Genomic DNA, 21,263 nt, shown 5'->3' with positions numbered 1-21,263 from the left:
GGGTCGGGTGGGCCCGCGAACGGCCCACCCGAGCGCCCCGAACGGCCCTCGGACCTGCTCCGCCGGTGCAAGTCGTGCTCCCGGTCACGCGAGCGGGATCACGCTTCGAACTTGTAGCCGAGGCCACGCACCGTGATCAAGTAGCGCGGATCGGCCGGGTTCGGCTCGACCTTCGAGCGCAGCCGCTTGACGTGCACGTCCAGCGTCTTGGTGTCGCCGACGTAGTCCGCGCCCCACACCCGGTCGATCAGCTGACCGCGGGTGAGCACCCGGCCGACGTTGCGCAGCAGGTACTCGAGCAGGTCGAACTCCTTCAGCGGCAGGTTGACGTCCTCGCCGTCGACGGTCACCACGTGCCGCTCCACGTCCATCCGCACCGGCCCCGCGGCCAGCACCTGCGGCTGCAGCTCCTCGGCCTCGCCGCGGCGGCGCAGCACCGCGCGCACCCGCGCGATCAGCTCGCGCGCCGAGTAGGGCTTGGTGACGTAGTCGTCGGCGCCCAGCTCCAGGCCCACGACCTTGTCGATCTCGCTGTCCCGGGCCGTCACCATGATCACCGGCACCGAGGAGCGCTGGCGCAGCTGCTTGCACACGTCCGTGCCGCTCATGCCGGGCAGCATCAGGTCGAGCAGCACGATGTCCGCGCCGTTGCGGTCGAACTCGTCCAACGCCTCCGGTCCGTTCGCGGCCACTGCCGCCGTGAAGCCCTCCTTGCGCAGCAGGAAAGCGAGCGGGTCGGCGAAGGACTCCTCGTCCTCCACGATCAGCACCCTGGTCACCGGACTCCTCCCGTTTCGACGGTTGTGACCCCGTCCGCACTCTCGTCGGTGGACCGGGCGGGCAGCGCCGCCCGATCCGGATCAACGGCCGGTTGGCCGTCGGTCGTGCGAGCGCCGTGCCCGGGCACCCGAAGCGTGAAGGTGGAGCCGGTACCGGTGCGGCTCCAGAGCTTGACCTCGCCGCCGTGGTTGGCGGCGACGTGCTTGACGATGGCCAGGCCGAGGCCGGTGCCACCGGTGGCGCGCGAGCGGGCCGGGTCGACCCGGAAGAACCGCTCGAAGACCCGTTCGTGGTACTCGGGTTCGATGCCGATGCCGCGGTCGGTGACCGCGATCTCCACGAAGTCCCCGGACAGCCGGCGGCTGATCGACACCGGGCTGCCCGGCGGGGAGTACGACACGGCGTTGTCGATCAGGTTGCTCAGCGCGGTGACCAGCAGCGTCCGGTCGCCGTCCAGCAGGTAGCCGGTGGGCTCGTCGACGGCGATCTCTATCCCCGCGGACTCCGCGCCGAGCTTGCAGCGGCCCAGCGCCTCCTCGACCACGGCGTCCACCTCGACCGTGGTCATCTCGGGCAGCCGCTCGGCACCCTGCAGCCGGGACAGCGCGATCAGCTCGGAGACCAGGGTGCCCAGCCTGGTCGACTCGTGCAGGATCTTGGTGGAGAACCGCCGCACTTCCTCAGCATCGTCGGCGGCGTCCAGAACCGCCTCCGCGAGCAGCGCGAGTGCCCCGACCGGGGTCTTCAACTCGTGGCTGACGTTCGCGACGAAGTCGCGGCGGGTGGCCTCCAGGCGGACCGAATCGGACTCGTCCCCGGCGTCGACGACGGCGAAGCCGTCGCCCAGCGGCCGGACCTCGCCGAGCACCGCGGCCGGGCCGCGGCCGCGCAGCGCGGGGCGGTCGGTCAGCGGGGAGAGGTCGACCGGGACGGCCTTGCCGGTCTCCAGGGCCTGCTCGGCGGCCTTCTGGGCGCGCGGGTCGGCGCGGTGGTCGCGGATGATGCCGAGCTCGTCGGCGCGGGGGTTGTGCAGCACCACGTCGCCGAACTTGTTGAGCACGACGACGCCGTTGGCGCTGGTGTGCACCAGCCGCTGGAGCAGTTCCGCGACGGTCGGCCCCTCGGGTTTGCCGCGGCCGTAGTAGCGGAGTCGCGCGATGGCGAAGCCACCGGCCGCGCCCACCAGGAGCACGCCGATGATCAGGGCGGTGTAGCCCAAAGCGGTCACGCCAGCATCGTAAGCGCGCCGGGGTGGGGAAAGGCCAGTCTACGAGGGCGTTCCGTGATACCCGTGACACGAAACGGGGGCTTCTTCACCTCCGCTTCACCCGGCGCTGGCAGCCAGTTCACGTACCGCAGGGACGCCGGTCGCGCTCCGTTCGCCACCACGGCGATTTCTCGCCACCAGTCCCCCACATGAGTGACGAATGCACGGCACCTTCCGCTCGTCCGGGGAAGCGCGGAGGGCACCCGGCGCGCGCCGAGTGCCCTCCAGCTCGGGTCGATCCGGTCAGCGGCCCTGGTTGGCGACCGCGGCCGCGGCCTTCTCCGCCGCCTCCGGGTCGAGGTAGGTGCCGCCCGGGTTGGTCGGCTTGAAGTCCTCGTCCAGGTCGTAGCGCAGCGGGATGCCGGTCGGGATGTTCAGCCCGGCGATGTCGTCGTCGGAGATCCCGTCGAGGTGCTTGACCAGCGCGCGCAGCGAGTTGCCGTGCGCGGCGACCAGCACCGTGCGACCGGCCCGCAGGTCCGGCACGATCGCCGACTCCCAGTACGGCAGCAGGCGGGCCACCACGTCCTTCAGGCACTCGGTGCGCGGCAGGTCGGCGCCGAGGTCCGCGTAGCGCGGGTCGGCGTCCTGGCTGAACTCGCTGCCGAGCTCGATCTCCGGCGGCGGGGTGTCGTAGGAGCGGCGCCAGAGCATGAACTGCTCCTCGCCGTAGGTCTCCAGGGTCTGCTTCTTGTTCTTGCCCTGCAGCGCGCCGTAGTGGCGCTCGTTGAGCCGCCAGTCGCGGCGGACCGGGATCCAGTGCCGGTCGGCCACGTCCAGGGCCATGTTCGCCGTGGAGATCGCCCGCCGCAGCAGCGAGGTGTGCAGCACGTCCGGCAGCACGCCCGCCTCGCGCAGCAGCTCACCGCCGCGCTTGGCCTCGGCCTCCCCCTTCTCCGACAGCGGGACGTCCACCCAGCCGGTGAACAGGTTCTCGGCGTTCCACGTGCTTTCACCGTGCCGCAGCAGCACCAGGGTCGAAGTCATATCCCCAGGCTATAGAGCCGAGCCGCCGGTCCTCGCCGCCGGTCAGCCCAGCGCGGCGTCGAGCGTGATCGACGTACCGGTGAGCGCGGCCGAGACCGGGCAGATCTCCTTGGCCTTCAGCGCGGTCTCGTTGAAGACCTCCGGGCTGATGCCCGGCACCTTCGCCCGGACGGTGAGCGCGATGCCGGTGATGGCGAACCCGTCGCCGCGCGGCCCGAAGGAGACCTCGGCGCTGGTGTCGATCGATTCCGGCGGGGTGCCCGCCGCGGACAGCAGCCCGGACAGCTGCATCGAGTAGCACGCCGAGTGGGCGGCCGCGATCAGCTCCTCCGGGCTGGTGCGACCATCGGGCTCCTCGGCGCGCGACGCCCAGGTGACCGGGAACTGCCCAGCGTTGGACGAGTCGAGGGTGACGGAACCGGAACCGGACTTGAGGTCCCCGGTCCACTGCGTGGTGGCATTGCGATCGGTCATCTCACCGCTCCTGGTGGGGGGGTCCGCGGAGGCGGCCGACCTCCGCCGCACCCACCCTCCCGCAACGCGCCGTGACCCGCACATTTGGTTGTGCGGTTCACTCGACAGTTATGCGATCATCGCGGCAACGTGACACGAAAGTGGCGACCATCACCTTCGTTGGAGAATCGACGACAGTTTGATTCCTATGCGTTACTTTTTGCCGCGAACATCACACCAATGGAGTAATGTGGCGGCCTTGTGGCGACTGCATGACTCTGCGAAGTTGACAACGCTCTCCTTGATCGGCTCCCACGCACTCCCCGATCACGAGAGAGCGTGAACGCGGTCCGAATCCCCCAACGGACCGCGCCCGCCGGGCCCGGGGTGCCCCCCGCCCATCGGCCCGTCAGGCGGGACCCCCCGCGCGGGGCGGCTCGAGCTCGTGACTCCCCCTCTCTCCCGAGCCGCCCCCGCGGTCCTCCGTTCAATGAGTGGCTGGTTTGCGCAGCGGTGCCGGTAGCGGAACCTCAGCGCCCGCCTGGACTCCGGGTGCCCTGACTTGTGTATGACCCGGGACGGGGTTTAGGGCGTTGGGTTCTTGAGGGCTTTTTTGCGGCGGTGGAGGACGTAGAGGGCCGTTGCTGGGACCGAGAGGGCTGCTGCGAAGGGGAGGATCGCTCCTGTTGCCGTGAGGATTGTTGCTCCGGCTTCGGTGAGGGCTCGCCAGCCCGTGGTCAGGCCTGCTAGGAAGCCCGTGTCCTCGTCCGACGTCGTTGGTTCGGTGTCGAGGCGGACCGTGAGGGTGGCCAGTTCTACCTGGTTGGCCATGGCCGCTTCGCGGCGTTGGAGGGACTCCAGTTCCGATTCCCTGGTGGTCAGCTCCGACTCGATCGAGACGATCTCGGTGACCGATTGGGCCCGGTTCATCAGTTCGCGGAGGCGTTGGACGCTGGCCCTCTGGGAGTCGATGCGGCTCCGGGTGTCCACCAGCTGGTCGGTGACGTCCTGGGCCTGCTGGCTGCGGGAGGTCACCCGGCCCAGCGCGGAGAGGTCGGACAGCGCTCGGTCCAGCTCCGCCGCCGGGATGCGGAGCGTCAGGGTCGTGCTCGTGCGGTAGCTGTTCTCCTGCTCCAGGTGGCCCCCGGCCGCTTCGGTGCGGCGGCGGACCTCCGCGCTCGCGCCAGCGACGTCGTCCACCTCGAGGTCCAGCTCCGCCGTGCGGATCACCTCGCGCTGCTGGTCAGCGGTGTTGTTGGCGGTCGGCTGCTCCGCCTTGAAGTCGGCGCTGCGCTGGGGCGCCAGTTCGCTCGCGCTGCTGCCGGACTCGGTGCTCGTCGGCGACGAGCACCCCGCGAGCAACCCGGCCGCCACCACGACCAGGAACGACCAACGTAATCGCACCATCAACTCCTCCGCGTCGGTTCGGACACAGCGAGGACGGAGCGGTGCGATCTCCCGGTTGCACCTACTGCTGGTCGTGCAGCGGTTCCAGGGGGCCGTCGCGCTCCACGAGCTGGCGGAACGGCTGCAGGTTCGCCAGGGACTCGCCGCGCGACTCGCGCCAGCCCCACTCCCGGCGGATGGCGGTGGCGAACCCGAGCTCCAGCAGCGTGTTGAAGTCGCCGTCGGCGGCCTCCAGCACCTGGCCGAGCACCCGGTCCAGCTCCTCCGGGGTCACCGCGTGCAGGCCGATCCGGCCGATCAGGTAGATGTCGCCGTTGGCGTCCAGGGTGTAGTGCACCCCGTAGAGCTTCGCGTTGCGGCGCAGCAGGAACCGGTACACCTCCTCGTGCGCCTCGTCCGGCTGGCGGCACACGAACGCCTCGACGACCAGGGCGTGCTCGGCCACGATCAGCCAGCAGTTGGTCTGCAGCTTCTTGGTCCCGGGCAGCGAGACGAAGAACCGGCCGGGCCCCTTCTCCCGGTGCTCCAGCCCGTTCTCGTCCAAAGTGGACCTGATCACCTCGTCGAGGCTCACGCCGTCACCTCCTGGATGCGCAGCTGCGCGTGGAAGGCCATTTTCGCCTGCGCGTAGGCATCCAGTAGCGCCTCGGTGGTGCTCCGCCACGAGAACTGCGCCGCGTGCGCCGTCGTTCCGGCGGCCAAGCGCGCCCGCAGCTGCGGGTCGAGCACGACGGAACCCAGCGCGTCCGCCCACTGCTCGGTGCGGTGCCCGTCCACCAGCAGCCCCGACACGCCGTCGTCGACGGCCACCGGCAGCCCGCCGACCGCGGCGGCCACCACCGGCGTCCCGCAGGCCTGCGCCTCGAGCGCGACCAGGCCGAACGACTCGTTGTGGCTCGGCACCGCGATGACGTCCGCGGCCCGGTAGACGGCGGCCAGCGCCGACCCGGAGCGCGGCGGCAGGAACCGCACCACGTCGGTGATCCCCAGTTCCGCGGCGAGCTCCTGCAGCGCCCTCGGCCGCTCCAGACCGCTGCCGGACGGCCCGCCGACCACCAGCACGACCAGGCGTTCGCGCAGCTCCGGGTGCCGCGCCAGCAGCTCGGCGGTGGCCCGCAGCAGCACGTCCGGCGCCTTCAGCGGCTGGATCCGGCCGACGAAGGCGAGCGCGACGGCGTCCTCCGGGAGGTCCAGCTCGGCGCGCGCCGCGGCACGGTCGCCCGGGGTGAACACGTCGAGGTCGACGCCGGGCGGGATGGTCGCGACCGAGGCCGGGTCGGCGTCGTAGCGGTTGATCAGGTCGGCGGCCTCGAACTCGGTGTTGGCCACCAGCACGTCCGCCTCGTGGACGACCTGCTCCTCGCCCAGCACGCGCACCCGCGGCTCCGGGGTGTCGCCTTCGGCGAGGTTGGCGTTCTTGACCTTGGCGAGGGTGTGCGCGGTGTGCACCAGGGGCACGCCCCAGCGCTCCCGCGCCAGCCAGCCGACCTGCCCGGACAGCCAGTAGTGCGAGTGCACGATGTCGTAGTAGCCGGGTTCGTGGCGGGCCTCGACCCGCAGCGCCCCGGCGGCGAAGGCGCACAGCTGCGACGGCAGCTCGTTCTTGTCCAGGCCTTCGAAGGGACCGGCGACGACGTTGCGGACCAGGACGCCGGGGGCGAGTTCGGCGATCGGCGGGACGTCCGAGGACGTCGCCCTGGTGAAGATCTCGACCTCGGTGCCGAACTCGGCGAGCTGCCGCGCGGTCTGCGCGATGTAGACGTTCATGCCCCCGGCGTCACCGGTGCCCGGCTGCTCCAGCGGTGAGGTGTGCAACGAGAAGACGGCCGCGCGGCGCGGCCGCATGCGTAACGTTCTGGAGGTCATCTGCTGTCCATCGCGAGCGGGGCGCCCCGAGGGTTTCGGGGTGCACGTAGGACCCGACATCCGGCGTGGCGGAAACATTCCCGCCGCAGTCCCGCAACACCGGGCCGACCCGCGACGGTACCGCCCCGGACCTGCGGGACCAGCTGCTCGACCGATCCCGGGTGGCACTACTCACACCGCCTGGTGCGGACCGCCGACCCCGGTCGCGAGGCCCGGAAAAAGCAGAACGGCGGTGGCCGCGATGACCACCGCCGTTCGCCGGAGAACCGTCAGACCGCTGACTTGGCCGTCCACTGGTCCCAGTTGAGGAGCCAGTCGTAGACGTCGTACTGCGGCGGCATGCTGCTCGCCGAGCCCGTCACCTCGACCGGGTCGCCGATCAGGGCGCTGTCGTAGTACGCCTTCGCGTCCGCCGCGCTGAGGTTGATGCAGCCGTGCGAGTTGTTGACCTTGCCGAGGGCCGCGGCGTTCTCCTGGTTCTCGTGGATGAACTCGCCGTGGTTCGAGAACCGGGCCGCCCACGTCTTGCGCACGTCGCGGTAGCCGTACCGGGGGTTGTCCATGATCTCCACCGGGTTCTTCTCCATGATGATGTACGTGCCGTTGGGCGTGTTGCGGCCCGGGTCGTACTCCTCGCCGTAGCTGGCCGCGTAGTTGGCCACCTGCTGGCCGTCGCGCATCACGACCAGCCGGTGCGTGCCCACGTCGGCCTTGACGATCTGCGCGCGGCCGATGTTGAAGTCCGTGGTCAGGTCGGCCAGGCCGTAGGCGCCGCCGCCGTAGGCGAGGCCGTAGAGCTTGGCGCTGACGCTGACGCGGGTGTGCGCGGGCCAGTACTCCTTGGGCCGCCAGTCGACCTGCCGGTCGTTCAGCCACGCCCAGGAGCCCTCGACCGGGACCGAGGTCTGCACGGTCAGCGCCCGCTGGACGGCCGCCTTGTCCTCGACCGGCGCGTCGAACTTCACGCTGATCGGCATCGCGATGCCGACCTCGGCCTCGTCGGTCGGGTTGATGGTGGCGCGGATGGTCCGCTGCGGCTGCAGGGTGGTGAAGGTGCCCTCGACCGGGACCTGCTTGCCGTCCTCGCCGGTGGCGCGGCCGGACCAGGTGTAGGTCTTGCCGTAGCCGAGGGCCGTGGTCGCCTGCCAGCTCCTGCCGTCCGGGGCGAGCTGGCCGTCCACCTGCTTGCCCTCGTCGTTGGTCAGCTCGACGGAGTCGAACTTGCCGTGCTCGACGCTGGCCCTGATCGGAGCGGCCGGGTTGACCTCACCCGCGCCGGGCCCCGGTTCGAAGGAGACCTTCGCGACCGGTCCGGCGGGTTTGCCCCCGTCCGGCGCGGAGGAACCGCAGCCGGAGATCAGCAGCACTGCCGCAAGCGTTCCGGCGAGCGCCGTCCACAGGAGCCGCAGCTTGGCACCACTCACTTCGATCCCTTCCGAGAAATTGCGACCGCGCTGTCCCCTTTGCCGAAATTCGGCCGAACAACCGGTGAAAAATGACCCACATTCATAAGACGTCCGAAGTCCCGAAAAGATGTCTGGTCCTCCCAGTGTGTCGCGTCACATCGATCGGGTGACGACGAGCCCCTCCCGGTGACGTGATCGGATGATGGGGGCAACCCGAAACCGGCGGGAGGACGTAGACGTGAGCACAAGTTCTGCAGGTCGCTGGGCAGTGGTCACCGGGGCGAGCTCCGGCATCGGCGCCGCCACCGCGCGGCAGCTCGCCGCCGCGGGCTTCAACGTCGTGCTGGGCGCGCGGCGGCTCGACCGGCTGACCGCGCTGGCCGAGGAGATCGGCGGCACGGCGCTGCCGCTGGACGTCACCGACCAGGAGTCGGTGGACGCGTTCGTCGCGCAGGTGCCCGAGTGCCACGTGCTGATCAACAACGCCGGTGGCGCGAAGGGCCTGGCCCCGATCGCCGACGCGGTCGAGGACGACTGGCGCTGGATGTGGGAGACCAACGTGCTCGGCACGCTGCGGATCACCCGGGCCCTGCTGCCGAAGCTGGTGGCCTCCGGAAACGGCCACGTGGTGACGGTGACCTCGGTGGCGGCCACCGGCGTCTACGACAACGGCGGCGGCTACACCTCGGCCAAGCACGCGCAGGGCGCCCTGCACCGCACGCTGCGCGGCGAGCACCTGGGCGAGCCGGTGCGGTTCACCGAGATCGCGCCCGGCGCGGTGGAGACGGAGTTCTCCGAGGTCCGCTTCGGCGGCGACAAGGAGCGCGCGGCGGCCGTCTACCGCGGCATCACGCCGCTGACCGGCGACGACGTCGCGGACGTCATCACCTTCGCGGTGACCCGCCCGCCCCACGTCAACATCGACTTCCTCGAGGTCAAACCCCGCGACCAGCACTCCGCGACCCGAATGCACCGCCACGAGTGAGCACCGCGCCCGCGCGCGGTTCCGGGAACGGCGCGCGGGCATTCGAAGGTCAGGCGTGGATGCGCTGGGGTTCTGTGCAGAGCTCTACGTCGAGCTCCACCAGGACGTCGGCGATCGGGCTGGCGAAGCCGACCTCGCCGTCGCAGCTGCCCGCGACGTGCAGGCCGATCACCCGGCCGCCCGGACCGAGCACGGCCGCCCCGGCGTCACCGGGCCCGCAGAAGCGCTCGCGCGAGCCGACCACTCGGATCTGCTCGCGCAGCACCCGGACCCCGAGGGCCTCGCCGTGGTCGATCCGGACGGTCGCATCGACCGAGGTCACGACACCGGTGGTCACCCCGGTGCCGAAGCCGTTCTTGCGCACCCGCTCGCCCGGGTAGGCCGTCGCCGGGCCGGTGATCGGACCGATGCCCTCGACCACGCAGGTCGTCGCCGATCCCGGCGCTAAGGCGACCGCCGCCGCGTCCACCCGGCCGGACAGCGCTGCCCGCGCGAGCTCGGCGTGCACCCGCCCGCCCTCCGGGTCCAGCATCTGATCGCCCACCGACCAGCCGTCGTCCAGGCAGCCCACGTCGAACGTGGTCAGCCCCATCGCGACCGCCATCGGCGCGGCACCGGTCACCAGCGCGCCCAGCGTGCCGATCCGCCGGTGCGGACCGGCTTCCGACACGTCCGGCGGCCCGAGGTGGACCGCCCGGCACGGCGCTATCCCGCTGCCGCCGCAGATCACCCCGGTCCGCTCGGCGCGCCGCGGGCGCGGCGTCAGCGGCTCGTGCTCGGCGCAGTGGATGTGCTGCAGGACCGGCCGCTCCTCGACGACGTCGGTCGGGATGCCGAAGACGTCCGCCGGCACGCAGGCACCGGGTTTCAGCTGCTCGCGCGACTTCTTGCGAGCGACCGAGACCACGATGACCTGCTCGCCGGTGCTGCGCCCGGCGCGGAGCTTGTCGCCGATGTCGACAGCCGTCACTCCGGGCAGGTCGAGCAGCTGATCCTCGACCGCCCGCTTGATCGGGCGTATCACGGCCCGATCCCTCAGCTCCCTGATGCTCAGCATGGTGGCCCCCTCCACCTACACCATTTAACACTCAGGGTTACGCATCAGTCACGAAGAGTCACCCTTACGGCCGTTCGGCTCTTCGGCTGCTACAGCGAACAGTCCACCAAGACGGGCTCGGGTGCCAGCGAAACGCCGAAGGCCAGGCGTACTCCGTCCCGAACTTCACGCGCAAGAATGAGCAGGTCGCGGGTGCTGGCGGTGCCGCGGTTGGTCAGCGCGAGGGTGTGCTTCGTGGACAGGCTCACCCGGCCGCCCGGCCCCTGGTGGCCCTTGGCGAACCCGGCGCGCTCGATGAGCCACGCCGCGGACAGCTTGGCCCCGCCGTCGGCCGGGTACTGCGGGATCCGCTGGTCGGCGCCGACCCGGTCGGCGATGCGCGCCAGCACCTCGGGCAGCTCGGCCTCGGGGACGATCGGGTTGGTGAAGAACGAGCCCGCGCTCCAGGTGTCGTGGTCGGCCGGGTCGAGCACCATGCCCTTCCCGCGTCGCAGCGCCAGCACCGCCTCGCGCGCGCTCGCCACGTCCACCTGCGAGCCGGGCTCGACGTCGAGCGCGCGGGCCAGCTCGCCGTACCGGATCGGGGCGGAGCGGTTGTCGTCGCGCAGCAGGAACCGGACGCGCAGCACCACGGCGGCGTCGCTGTGCTTGAGGACGCTGTTGCGGTAGGTCAGGCCCAGCTCGGCCGCCGGGACGGTGCGCACCTGGCCGGTGCGCCGGTCGAGCAGGTCGACCGAGACCAGCAGCTCGGAGACCTCCACGCCGTACGCGCCGACGTTCTGCACCGGGGTCGCACCGGTCAGGCCGGGGATGCCGGACAGGCACTCCAGCCCGCCCAGGCCCTGGCGCGCGGTGTCCGCGACGACGTCGTCCCAGTCCTCACCGGCCTCCGCGGTGAGCTGCACCAGCCCGTCGCCGACGCTGTCGTACTGGCGGCCCTTGGTGGCGATGCGCACCACGTGGCCGTCGAACCCCTCGTCGGCCACCACCAGGTTCGACCCGCCGCCGAGCACCAGAAGCCGGTGGCCGCCCGCGTCGGCCGCGCGCACCGCGTCGGTGATCTCGTCGGGCCGGGTCGCGACCACCAGGCCGGTCGCCGGACCGCCCAGCCGCAGGGTGGTGTGGTCGGCCAGGGGGACACCAGCGCGTTCACCGGGCAGTTCGGCCGCGCGCGCTGTGTCACCGCGCACTTCTTCAGCACCGGACATGGAGGGGTTCACGGTTGCCAAAGGTAACCTCCGCTGCATGGCACGCCGCATCGAGCACCGAAGCACCTCCGAGTGGCCCGCGGTCCGGTTGTACGAGGCGCTGATCGACATCGATTACCTCAACGACCGCCTCGAGGAGCTCGGCGGCGCCAACGCCGAGCTGGTGCAGCACGTGGCGACCGATGACGGCGCGCGGTTCCAGATCCGCCACTCCGTCCCGGCGGACTCGCTGCCGTCGGTGGCGCGCACCGTGGTCGGCGGGGACCTGACCATCGACCGCAGCGAGTCGTGGCGCCGCGAGGAGGACGGGCACTACACCGGCGAGATCGCCGCCGAGATCGCCAAGGCGCCGTGCACCATCACCGGCTCGATGTGGCTGCGCGACGTTGCCGAGTCGGCGAACAGCGAGTTCGTGGTGTCCGGCAACGTGCGGGTGAACGTGCCGTTCGTGGGCGGCAAGCTGGAGGACCTGGTGGCCGACCAGGTGCAGAAGCTGCTCAGCGCCGAGGAGCGCTTCACCGCCGAATGGCTGGCCCGCCGGGCATGACGTCGGTCCCGAAGAAGCGGGCGCCGAGGCTCGCGGCCGGACGGGCCCGCGCGCTCGGCATGCCCACCAGGGGCACGACGAACCCGAACCGGCTGCGCCGCATCGACCGGTGGATCCTCGGCACGCCGTGGGTCTCCGGCGCGGTGCGCGACGCGGCCGAGCCGGTGGTGATCGACCTCGGCTACGGCGCGACGCCGGTGACCACCGTGGAGCTGGCCGACCGGCTGCGCCCGCTGCACCCGGAGCTGCGGGTGGTCGGCCTGGAGATCGACCCGGAGCGGGTGGCGGCGGGCAAGGCGGTCGCCGATCCGCCCGCGCTGGAGTTCCGCCGCGGCGGGTTCGAGCTGGCCGGGCTGGCCGCCGGGATCCGCGACTTCCCCGGTCCGGCGCTGGTGCGGGCGTTCAACGTGCTCCGGCAGTACTCCGAGCCGGAGGCGTGGAAGTACTGGGACGAGCTGTGCGCTCGGCTGGCCCCGGACGGGCTGCTGGTCGAGGGCACCTGCGACGAGATCGGCCGCCGCTGCTGCTGGGTGACGCTGGACCGCAGCGGGCCGCTGACCTTCACCCTGGCCTGCCTGCCCGCCGACCTGGACAAGCCGTCCGACCTGGCCGAGCGGCTGCCGAAGACGCTGATCCACCGCAACGTGCCGGGCGAGAAGGTGCACGCGATGCTCGCCGAGCTCGACGCCTGCTGGGCGACGGCGGCGCCGATGGCGCCGTTCGGCCCCCGGGCCCGCTGGGCGCACGCGGTGCAGCTGTTCGCCGACCGCGGCTGGCCGGTCCTGGACCGCCGTCGCCGCTGGCGCCTCGGCGAGCTGACCGTCCCCTGGTCCTCAGTCGCCCCCGCCTGACCGCGATTTCCATTGAGGTTTTCCCACCTCGTTCTGCGTGGCGGTGCCGGACGCCCTTCGCAGCTGCGGTCCACGGGCAGGATGAACAAGTTCAATGGAAATCGGACGTCTGATTTCCATTGAAATCGCGTCGACCCGGGGCTCCGAGCGGAGACTCCGGGCGGCTCCGGGGCCTAGGCTGGGGGTATGGCGAGCGAGTTCCTGCAGCACGCTTTTCACGACCAGGCTGCGGCCTTCCGCAGCGCCGCGCTCCAGGCCGGTCCGAACGCCGAGGTCTCGACCTGCCCGGGCTGGGACGTCCGGCACCTGGTGCAGCACCTGGCGCAGGCCTACACCAGGATGGAGCGCTCGCTGCACCTGGAACCGGGCAGCCCCCGGCCCGAAGTTCCGCGCCCACCGGCCGATTTCGACGACGTGCTCACCTGGTGGGACGAACGGCTGGCCGAACTGCGGCAGACCTTGTCCACAGTGGATCCGGATCGCCCGGTGCGGTGGTTCAGCAACGGCGGCACGCCGCGCAACTGGATCCGGCGGGCGGCGCACGAGACGGCGATCCACCGCCTGGACGCCGAGCACGCCCTCGCCGAGCTGGGCCCGGACCACGTGCACGAGCTGATCTTCGACCCGGAGCTGGCGGCCGACGGCATCGACGAGTTCCTGACCGAGCTGCTGCCGCTCGGCGACTGGACCGGGTCCGAGGCCGAGGGCCAGGTGCTCGTGCACGCGCCGGACGCGGGCCAGGCGTGGCTGGTGCAGTTCCGGCCGGGCGAGCCGCCGCAGGCCGGGCCCCCGACCGGTACCGCGCTGGAGGCCGACGCGACGATCGCCGGGACGGCCGATGCGGTGTACCGCCGGGTCTGGGGCCGCCCGAGCACGGCCGTGGTCACCGGCGACACCGCGCTGGCCGCCCTGATCAACGGCCGCTGACCCGACCGCGCACTAAGCCATCCGCAACGTTTCCGCTGGTCAGCCCCCGTGAGCACTTTGTGGGGCTATGGCCCCGGAAAATGCTCACGGGTCTCCACCTGCACAAACGTGCGCTCCGTGCTCAGCCCGGGCACCTCGCGGAATCGGTCGTCACCCGGGGGGACGGCTGTTCGCGGGGGGAGCGCGCACGGGGCGGGTGAAGCGGGTCGGTCGTTGGGGTGGCGGGGCGGCGTGGCGGGTTGCCCCCGGGGTGTCGCGAGCGGGGCCCGGGGCACCGCCCCTGCGGGCTGCATGGCCTTTGTCACCTGCGATAATGACTGATCGTGAGCACTCCCGAACGGCGTTTCGTCATCAGCTTCGGCTGCCCCGACCGGACCGGCATCGTGGCCCGGATCTCGACCTTCCTCGCCGACTTCGGCGGTTGGATCGTCGAGGCCGGTTACCACACCGACATCGAGACCGGTTGGTTCTTCACCCGGCAGGAGGTCCTGGCCGACTCGCTGCCGTTCGGCATCGACGAGCTGCGCCAGCGCTTCGCGGCCGTCGCCGAGGAGTTCGGCAGCCGGAGCAACTGGCGCATCTCGGACACCGGCGAGCGGCGCCGCGTGGTGATCCTGGTGTCGAAGGACGGCCACTGCCTGCACGACCTGCTCGGCCGGATCAGCTCCGGCGAGCTGGACGTGGACCTGCGCGCGGTGATCGGCAACCACCCGCACCTCGGCCCGATCACCGAGGCGCACGGCGTCCCGTTCCACCACGTGCCCTTCGCCAAGGACCCGGCGGCGAAGGCGGAGGCGTTCAAGCAGGTCCAGGAGCTGGTGGACGAGCACGACCCGGACGCGATCGTGCTGGCGCGCTTCATGCAGGTCCTGCCGCCCGAGCTGTGCGAGGCGTGGGCCGGGCGCGCGCTGAACATCCACCACAGCTTCCTGCCGTCGTTCGCCGGGGCCCGCCCGTACCACCAGGCGTACGACCGCGGCGTGAAGCTCATCGGCGCGACCTGCCACTACGTGACGGCGGAGCTGGACGCCGGTCCGATCGTCGAGCAGGACGTGATCCGCGTGGACCACACCGACGACGTGGCGGACATGGTCCGCAAGGGCCGCGACATCGAGAAGCTCGTGCTGGCCCGCGGTCTCCGCGCCCACCTCGAGGACCGGGTCCTGGTCCACAACCGCCGCACCGTCGTCTTCTGATCAGGCCGCGGCCGGGTAGTCGACGTAGCCCTCCGGGCCGTGCGAGTAGAGCGTGCTCTCCTCGATCCCGGCCAGCGGGGCCCCGGTGGCGAACCGCCGCGGCAGGTCCGGGTTCGAGATGAACAGCCGCCCGAACGAGACCAGATCCGCGACGCCGCCCTCGATCAGCGCCGCGCCGGACTCCGCCGTGGTCGGGTGCCCGAACCCGGTGTTGCCGATCAGCGTCCCGGTCCAACGTGGACGGAGGTCGCGCAGCGCCGGGTAGCGGCTGTTGTCGGTCAGGTGCAGGTACGCCAGGCCCAGCGGCTCCAGGGCGTCGACGAGCGCCCGGTACACCGGCGCGGGGTCGGCCTCGACGAGCCCGGTGAGCGGGTTCCCCGGCGACAGGCGGATTCCCACCCGGTGCGCGCCGATCGCGCCCACCACCGCCTCGGCCACCTCCACGGCGAACCGGATGCGCCCGGCCCCGCCGTACCGGTCGCCGCGCAGGTTGGTGTTGTCGGCGAGGAACTGGTGCAGCAGGTAGCCGTTGGCCCCGTGCAGTTCCACGCCGTCGAAGCCAGCCTCGATCGCCCGCCGCGCGGAAGCGACGTGCTCGTCGATCGCCTGCGCGATGTCCGCGCTGGTCATCTCGCGCGGGACCAGCGCCCGCACCTTGCCGCCAGCGGTGTGCAGCTCGATGTCCGCGGGCACCGGCGAGGGCGCGATCGGTGGCAGGGCGCCGAGGTTGTTCTCCGGAACCGTCAGCCGCCCGGCGTGCATGAGCTGCGCGAAGATCCGCCCCTCCGCGGCGTGGACGGCCCCGGTGACCGCGCGCCAGCCCGCGACCTGCTCCGGCGAGACCAGACCTGGACCTCGCAGCGCGCCTTGCCCCTGCACGCTCGGCCAGATCCCCTCGGTCACGATCAGCCCGGCACCGGCACGCTGCGCGTAGTAGTCGGCCACGAAGGGCTGAGGCACGCCCTGCGCGTCGGCCCGGAACCGGGTCATGGGGGCCATCACGATCCGGTTCGGCAGCGACAGCGGTTCGTACGGCTTGAGCAGCGAGTTCGTCATGCCGACGACGGTAGAATCTGACGTGCATGTCAGATTCCACCGAAGGTGATGGAGCACACGATGCGGATCGGTGAACTGTCCCGGCGCACCGGGGTCAGCGTGCGCGCGCTCCGCTACTACGAGCAGCAGGGACTGCTGTCCGCCGCGCGAACTCCGGGCGGCCACCGGGAGTACGCCGAGTCCGATGTGGACAAGGTGGCGCTGGTGCAGCGGCTGATCAGCGCCGGGGTGCCGAGCGCGAAGATGGCCCAGATCTTCCCGTGCGTCTTCGGCGAGCAGTCCAAGCCGACGACCGAGGTCGTCGCGGACCTCTGCGCGGAGCGGGAGCGGATCAACGGCATGATCGACGACCTGCTGGCTTCCCGGGCGATCCTCGACGACATGATCACCGACGCCCGCATCGCCGCCGGGGTGGGCTAACCGCGCAGCCGGGGCGCGGCCGCGAGGGCGATGGCCGCGGTGAGCACGGCCGCGCCGATGATGACGGTGCGCATCGACGTGGCATCGGCGATCGGCCCGGCCAGCGCCGCACCCAACGGCATCAGGCCCCAGGCCAGGACCCGGTGCGCGCTGGTCACGCGGCCCATCATCGGGCCGGGGGTGAGGCGTTGGCGGTTCGCCGCGGACAGCACGTTCCAGCTCCCCGCGCCGAAGCCCATGACGAAGTACGCGAGCCACGCCGCCCCCGCGACCTGGACCGCGCCCAGCACCCCGATCCCGGCCGCGAGGACCAGCAGCCCGCCGACCATCACGGTTCCGCTGCCCAGCCGGTTCGACAGCCGGACCGCGACGTGCGTCGCCAGCAGGGTGCCGAGCGCGGTGCAGACGAGCAGCGTCGGCACCGCCGCCGCGGGGACGGCCAGCGACTCGATCGCGTAGAGGAAGGCCACCACGTTGATCCCGCTGGTGAGCAGCGCGGTCAGGCCGACCACGCCGACGATGGTCCGCAGCGCCCGGTGGCGGACCAGGAACCGCAACCCGGCCAGCACATCGGCCCGCAGCGAGCTCCGTTCGCGAGCCGCTCCGGCCCGGGACGGCACACCGATCAGCAGGACGGCGGCGCACCCCAGCGCGATCGCGTCGATCGCGAAGCACAGCGCGGGATCCCAGGCGAAGAGCGCGGCCGCGGCCAGCGGCCCGGCGATCTGCACGCCCACGGTCTCCACGCTCACCAACCGACCGTTGGCCCGCTCCAGGTCCGCCGGACCGGCGAACGAGACCAGCAGGGACTGGCTCGCCGAGTCGGCGAAGGTCTCGGCGCTGCTGAGCAGGAACCCGCAGATCGCGAGCACGACGACGCCCGCGCCGTCGGCGAAGATCAGCCCGGCCAGCACCAACGTCACGGCGGAGCGGAAGACGTGGGCGACGGCGAGGGTGTTGCGCAGCCGCCAGCGGTCGACCATCGCACCGGCCGGTAGCGCGACCAGCAGCCACGGCAGCACGGTCGCCGCCGCAACCACCGACACGGCCACCGGATCTCTCGTGCTCACCGCCGTGAACAGCGGCAACGCCGCCGAGCGGACGCCGTCGCCGACCGAGGAGAACGCCCACGCACCGAGCAAGCAGCGGAACGGCCGCGTGTGCACCCCCACCGCGGAATCGTCGAGACCGACCGGCACCACGACCTCCCGGCTCACGCGACCATGGCGGGGACCGGCCAGCGCCGCACCCGCGCCGGCGCCCACCACTGGAGTTGCCCGGCGCGGACCAGCAGGCCGTGCTCCAGGAACTGCTCGACGGCGTCCGGCTCGCAGCTGCGCGGCTCCGCACCGCCGGACAGCTCGCGGATCGCCGACATCAGCGCGGGCTCGTCCACCGTGTAGCAGTCCAGCGCGCCGCGACGCCGGTCGCGGATCTGGATGAACCCCGGCCCTTCCCGGAAGACGCACTTCCCGGGGAAGAACCCGGCGCGCCACGCGCCCAGGTCCACCGAGCCATCCGCGCTGGTCGGCGGTGGCAGGTGGGAGAACTGCGGCCAGCCGACGGGAGATCCGCTCGCGCGCCAGTCGACGTGCACGCCCCAGGCGGCCAGCTCGCGCAGCAGGTCCAGCACGTGCCGCGAAGAACCGTCTGCGAGCGGGACCGGTTCGGTGAACGCGACCTTGCGCACCCGCTCGTCGAACAGTCGACGCGCCTGGGCGACCGGGGCGTCGGAGACCTCGCAGGTCCCCACCACCTGCTCCGCGGCGGAACCCGTGTAGTGCTGGTACAGCTCGATGCGCATGCAGTTCACCTCAGCCGGAGCAAGGCCTGGTTGTTCGCCTGCGGGACCACGTGGACGAACCGGTCGGCGTCGGTGAAGACCAGCCCCAGCGACTGCCACTCGGCGACGCGCTCGTCCGCCTGGCCGAACCTCGTCCCCAGGTAGGACCGGGAGCGCGGTTGGTCCAGCGCCCGGAACAGCTCCGCGTCGGACCCGCGCAGCACGTGCTCGCGGTGCCCGAACCCGGGCCGGTCGTCCAGCACGACGATCTCGTCGCCCCGGTCGAGCTGTTCGAGCAGGCTCTTCGAGTGGTTCTCCTGCCACGCGCGGACCTGGTCGAGGAGCGCGGCTTCCACCTCGCCGCCGATGCCCGCGGGCTCGGTCGCGAACAGGTAGGCCAGGTCGTTCAGCTCCTCCGGCGGCAGGTCGTAGTTCAGCCGGTACTGCGGATCCGGTTCCCGCTCGGCGAAGCCCAGCTCCGGGTCGTTGAAGTGGGGGCTGAACCTCTCCAGCGCGATGCGGCTGGCGCCGTCCATCGGCGGCAGGTGCCACAGCGCCGGGAACTGCGCCACCACCGACGTGTAGTCGCCGTCCCGCTCACCGGGGAAGCCGTAGAGGTAGTTCCACAGGACGGTGAGCCCGAGCGAGTGCCCGTCCCGGAGCATCCGGACGTTCTGGCACCCGTCCACCCCCTTGTCCATCAGGCGCAGCACCCGGCTGCTGAGGTTCTCGATGCCGGGCTGCACCTGGACGACACCGGCCCGGGCGAGCTGCGCCAGCTGGTCGAAGCGCAGGTTCGACTTGATCTCGCACTGCAGCCGCAGGTCGTACCCGGCTTCCTCCAGCCGCGGCAGGACGGTGCGCAGGTACTCCATGTCCAGGATGTTGTCCACCAGGTAGAGGTCCATGACCCGGTGCCGTTCCACGAGCCCGATCAGCTCGTCGTGGAAGCGGTCCGGGCTCTTGCTGCGGAACTGCATGAACGACCCGTTGAGCCCGCAGAACGTGCAGTGGTGCTTCTCGCCCCACCAGCACCCGCGAGCTCCCTCGACCACCAGCTTCGGATCGACCTCGGCCGCGGCGGCGCTGGCGGCGAAGCGCTCGAAGTAGCCGTCGAAGTCGGGGGCGACGATGTGCTGCGGCAGCAGCGGCGCGGCGTCCATGTCGTTGACGCGCGGTGCCCCGGAGTCGTCGCGCCAGCACAGCCCGGGGATCCGGGTCAGCTCGCCACCGCGGTCCAGCTGGTCCAGCAGATCGGGGAACGCGCGCTCGCCCTCGCCGCGGACGACGTGGTCGACGAAGTCGAAGTTGCGGTGCCAGGCCGCGCCCTGCGGCCCGTCGCAGTTGGCCCCGCCGAGCACGACGCGCAGATCGGGATCGCGCCGCTTGAGCTCGCGGGCGAGCGCCAGGGAGGCCGTGTTCTGCTGGAACGTGGTGGTGAAACCGACCAGATCACCGGCGGTTTCGACGAGCTGGTCGGCATATTCCGCGAGCCAGGACGGGACCAGCTCCTGCAACCGGAGGCACAGCTGCACCCGCTCCTCGCCGAGGACCTCGGCGTGCGCTGCGCGGAACTCGTCGACCCGCCAGGTGCGCTCGCCGTGCAGCGCGGCGCTGAAGACCCAGTCCCCGCAGCCGTGGAAGTAGGAATCCAGCGCGAAGAAGTCGTACTCGCGCAGCCCGATGCCCAGCTCGCGGTGCATCCAGTCGAAGAAGTCGAGGTTGCCGTCGACCACGCGCGCCCGGTGCTCGCCGCCGCGCGAGAGCGCGGCCTTCAGGATCCCGCAGGCCAAGGACGGGTATCCGACCGATGCCCAGGGCATGTTCACCAAGGTCAGGTCCACGTCGTCCGATCACCCCCAGGTTGAACGGAGAGGTGGGGCGGTGGCCGGAGCCGCCGCCCCACCCGGCATCACTTGGAAACTCGCACGGTGCTGCCGGTTCCGGCAGCCGCCTTCGGGTCGTTGTGCACCGTCTTCTTCTCCACAGGACTCACCCCCTCTCCCCCACGCGTCGGGTCGAGGTCCCGGCCCGGGACCGCGCCACGGGATCAACGGCGGACGGATCGCAACGAGAGGGGGAGCACCGATCGCCGCCATGGTGCCAGAGCCGGATGATCCAGGACACGGCCGAAGTCACCTGATCAGCTCTTGCACCCCGCCGATGCGTTTCCCGGTTTTCCCGTTCCGCTAAGGGGATTCGGCAATCGGAGGAATGACCGCTGAGCCGGTGGGCGGAGTTCTCGGGACGATCACCGGTGGCCGGGCGCGCCGGGAGGGGAGGCGTGCGCCCGGCCACCGGGGTGGGCCGCTGCGGCGGGTCGGGGGTATGTCCGCAGCGGCCCGGCTGGGTGGTCGCGTCAGACGCGCAGGTGGTGGCGTCCGGTGGGCGGGTCGTCGGGGGCCTCGGTGGGGAACCTGACGGGTATCGGCTCTACTTCTGCTGCAGCGGCGCGCCTTTCGGCTTCGACGTCGGCTATGAGGTGCCAGACGGTGTACTCGCCGTCGCCTCTTCCGGCGTGCTGACCGGCCGTGAAACCGAAGCTGCGCAGCGGGATCTGCGTGGCGAGCATGGCGATGATGAGCAGGTTGAACAGCAGGAACGTGCTCAGCTGGACCCAGAACATCTCGGTACCTTTCCGTGGTCGGTAGGCGATTTCGCGCGAAATCGGCGGTTGCCAGGCGGGCGGGGCGACGATCTCGCGCGAAATCGCCACCAGCCCCGCACCTCTAGTCGCGGTCGGCGAGGATGCGCCAGCAGCGCATGCAGGACTTCTCCCGAACCCAGTCCACTTCGGACCGCCCGTGCAGCTCGGCGGCATCGACCTCAGCGCCGCAGTAAGCGGCCACCTGCTCACCGGCCGGAACCTCCCGCGCCCTGACGGGAAACGCGTGCCGCCCACCGGTCACCGGCCGCCAGATGTAGGTCAGGTACATGAGCTTCTCCTTAAGTTGGTAGTTGATCTGCCGATGGGTAGATCACCCGGGCGGGCCGGGTGAGGCTGTAGTTTCTTGCCGGCCTTGGTGGTGCGGCTCGAAGGGAGTGGCCGCCCGGCCCGCCTGGACGT

At 71.4% G+C, this 21,263-nt stretch carries 22 protein-coding genes; 6 read left to right on the top strand and 16 right to left on the bottom strand.

Annotated elements, in window-relative coordinates; all coding sequences use genetic code 11:
• Positions 1–98: 98 nt before the first annotated feature.
• The 8 genes from F1721_RS13400 to F1721_RS13365 all read right to left on the bottom strand — a co-directional run bounded on the left by F1721_RS13400 (position 99) and on the right by F1721_RS13365 (position 8,184).
• A complete protein-coding gene (locus F1721_RS13400) occupies positions 99–779 on the bottom strand; it encodes a response regulator transcription factor (RefSeq protein WP_093145679.1) in 681 nt (226 codons plus the stop codon).
• Positions 776–2,008 carry a sensor histidine kinase gene (locus F1721_RS13395; RefSeq protein ID WP_195141758.1) on the bottom strand — a complete coding sequence of 411 codons (1,233 nt, stop codon included), beginning with the start codon at positions 2,006–2,008 and terminating at the stop codon, positions 776–778. Before F1721_RS13395 ends, F1721_RS13400 begins: the two co-directional genes overlap by 4 nt.
• Positions 2,009–2,290: 282 nt before the next feature.
• A complete protein-coding gene (locus tag F1721_RS13390; protein WP_150067004.1) occupies positions 2,291–3,034 on the bottom strand; it encodes a phosphoglyceromutase in 744 nt (247 codons plus the stop codon).
• 42 nt (positions 3,035–3,076) lie between these two features.
• Positions 3,077–3,508, bottom strand: coding sequence for an OsmC family protein (locus F1721_RS13385; RefSeq protein WP_150067003.1), 432 nt, complete (start codon positions 3,506–3,508; stop codon positions 3,077–3,079).
• Positions 3,509–4,072: 564 nt separating this feature from the next.
• On the bottom strand, positions 4,073–4,894 hold the full coding sequence (locus F1721_RS13380) for a DUF4349 domain-containing protein (protein ID WP_150067002.1): 822 nt from the start codon (positions 4,892–4,894) through the stop codon (positions 4,073–4,075).
• Positions 4,895–4,955: 61 nt separating this feature from the next.
• Positions 4,956–5,468 carry a type III secretion system chaperone family protein gene (locus tag F1721_RS13375; protein ID WP_150067001.1) on the bottom strand — a complete coding sequence of 171 codons (513 nt, stop codon included), beginning with the start codon at positions 5,466–5,468 and terminating at the stop codon, positions 4,956–4,958.
• Complete coding sequence (mshA, locus tag F1721_RS13370) at positions 5,465–6,760, bottom strand: D-inositol-3-phosphate glycosyltransferase (RefSeq protein WP_150067000.1); 1,296 nt, start codon at positions 6,758–6,760, stop codon at positions 5,465–5,467. Before mshA ends, F1721_RS13375 begins: the two co-directional genes overlap by 4 nt.
• Before the next feature lie 269 nt (positions 6,761–7,029).
• Positions 7,030–8,184 (bottom strand): L,D-transpeptidase, encoded by a 1,155-nt coding sequence (locus F1721_RS13365; RefSeq protein ID WP_150066999.1) that lies wholly within the window; start codon positions 8,182–8,184, stop codon positions 7,030–7,032.
• A 220-nt stretch (positions 8,185–8,404) separates the two neighbouring features.
• Here F1721_RS13365 and F1721_RS13360 point away from each other — a divergent pair, with 220 nt between their 5' ends.
• Complete coding sequence (locus tag F1721_RS13360) at positions 8,405–9,151, top strand: SDR family NAD(P)-dependent oxidoreductase (RefSeq protein ID WP_246154818.1); 747 nt, start codon at positions 8,405–8,407, stop codon at positions 9,149–9,151.
• Between the two features lie 49 nt (positions 9,152–9,200).
• Here F1721_RS13360 and F1721_RS13355 read toward each other — a convergent pair whose 3' ends face one another.
• Positions 9,201–10,175: a hypothetical protein gene (locus tag F1721_RS13355; protein ID WP_246154816.1), complete on the bottom strand. Its 975-nt coding sequence runs from the start codon at positions 10,173–10,175 to the stop codon at positions 9,201–9,203.
• Positions 10,176–10,297: 122 nt separating this feature from the next.
• Complete coding sequence (locus F1721_RS13350; protein ID WP_387510890.1) at positions 10,298–11,416, bottom strand: UDP-N-acetylmuramate dehydrogenase; 1,119 nt, start codon at positions 11,414–11,416, stop codon at positions 10,298–10,300.
• A gap of 37 nt (positions 11,417–11,453) precedes the next feature.
• On the opposite strand from F1721_RS13350, the gene F1721_RS13345 reads away from it, so the two are divergent.
• The 4 genes from F1721_RS13345 (at position 11,454) to purU (ending at position 14,937) form a co-directional block, all read left to right on the top strand.
• Entirely contained in the window at positions 11,454–11,963 is a 510-nt protein-coding gene (locus F1721_RS13345; protein ID WP_150066996.1) for a DUF2505 domain-containing protein, read from the top strand.
• Complete coding sequence (locus F1721_RS13340) at positions 11,942–12,814, top strand: class I SAM-dependent methyltransferase (RefSeq protein WP_150066995.1); 873 nt, start codon at positions 11,942–11,944, stop codon at positions 12,812–12,814. The genes F1721_RS13345 and F1721_RS13340 overlap by 22 nt, the downstream gene beginning before the upstream one ends.
• Before the next feature lie 186 nt (positions 12,815–13,000).
• Positions 13,001–13,741 carry a maleylpyruvate isomerase family mycothiol-dependent enzyme gene (locus F1721_RS13335; protein ID WP_150066994.1) on the top strand — a complete coding sequence of 247 codons (741 nt, stop codon included), beginning with the start codon at positions 13,001–13,003 and terminating at the stop codon, positions 13,739–13,741.
• 323 nt (positions 13,742–14,064) lie between these two features.
• Positions 14,065–14,937, top strand: a complete 873-nt coding sequence (gene purU / locus F1721_RS13330; protein ID WP_150066993.1) for a formyltetrahydrofolate deformylase — start codon at positions 14,065–14,067, stop codon at positions 14,935–14,937.
• Here the strand turns inward: purU and F1721_RS13325 are convergent, their stop codons facing one another.
• Positions 14,938–15,993, bottom strand: a complete 1,056-nt coding sequence (locus F1721_RS13325) for an alkene reductase (protein WP_150066992.1) — start codon at positions 15,991–15,993, stop codon at positions 14,938–14,940.
• A gap of 60 nt (positions 15,994–16,053) precedes the next feature.
• On the opposite strand from F1721_RS13325, the gene F1721_RS13320 reads away from it, so the two are divergent.
• A complete protein-coding gene (locus tag F1721_RS13320; RefSeq protein ID WP_150066991.1) occupies positions 16,054–16,413 on the top strand; it encodes a MerR family transcriptional regulator in 360 nt (119 codons plus the stop codon).
• Here the strand turns inward: F1721_RS13320 and F1721_RS13315 are convergent.
• The 5 genes from F1721_RS13315 to F1721_RS13300 all read right to left on the bottom strand — a co-directional run bounded on the left by F1721_RS13315 (position 16,410) and on the right by F1721_RS13300 (position 21,132).
• Positions 16,410–17,630 carry an MFS transporter gene (locus tag F1721_RS13315; RefSeq protein WP_170301475.1) on the bottom strand — a complete coding sequence of 407 codons (1,221 nt, stop codon included), beginning with the start codon at positions 17,628–17,630 and terminating at the stop codon, positions 16,410–16,412. The genes F1721_RS13320 and F1721_RS13315 overlap by 4 nt on opposite strands.
• Positions 17,627–18,217 carry a DUF5825 family protein gene (locus tag F1721_RS34420; protein ID WP_170301474.1) on the bottom strand — a complete coding sequence of 197 codons (591 nt, stop codon included), beginning with the start codon at positions 18,215–18,217 and terminating at the stop codon, positions 17,627–17,629. The genes F1721_RS13315 and F1721_RS34420 overlap by 4 nt, the downstream gene beginning before the upstream one ends.
• Positions 18,218–18,222: 5 nt before the next feature.
• The gene (locus tag F1721_RS13310; RefSeq protein WP_150066989.1) at positions 18,223–20,040 is read right to left on the bottom strand and encodes a RiPP maturation radical SAM C-methyltransferase; all 1,818 of its coding nucleotides are present in this window, start codon (positions 20,038–20,040) and stop codon (positions 18,223–18,225) included.
• A gap of 515 nt (positions 20,041–20,555) precedes the next feature.
• Complete coding sequence (locus tag F1721_RS13305) at positions 20,556–20,912, bottom strand: hypothetical protein (protein ID WP_246154812.1); 357 nt, start codon at positions 20,910–20,912, stop codon at positions 20,556–20,558.
• A 13-nt stretch (positions 20,913–20,925) separates the two neighbouring features.
• On the bottom strand, positions 20,926–21,132 hold the full coding sequence (locus F1721_RS13300; protein WP_150066988.1) for an HC3 family zinc finger protein: 207 nt from the start codon (positions 21,130–21,132) through the stop codon (positions 20,926–20,928).
• Positions 21,133–21,263 lie beyond the last annotated feature (131 nt).

The sequence above is a fragment of the Saccharopolyspora hirsuta genome, from assembly GCF_008630535.1.
Classification (GTDB): domain Bacteria; phylum Actinomycetota; class Actinomycetes; order Mycobacteriales; family Pseudonocardiaceae; genus Saccharopolyspora; species Saccharopolyspora hirsuta.
This window is presented reverse-complemented; position numbering and strand designations above follow the sequence as displayed.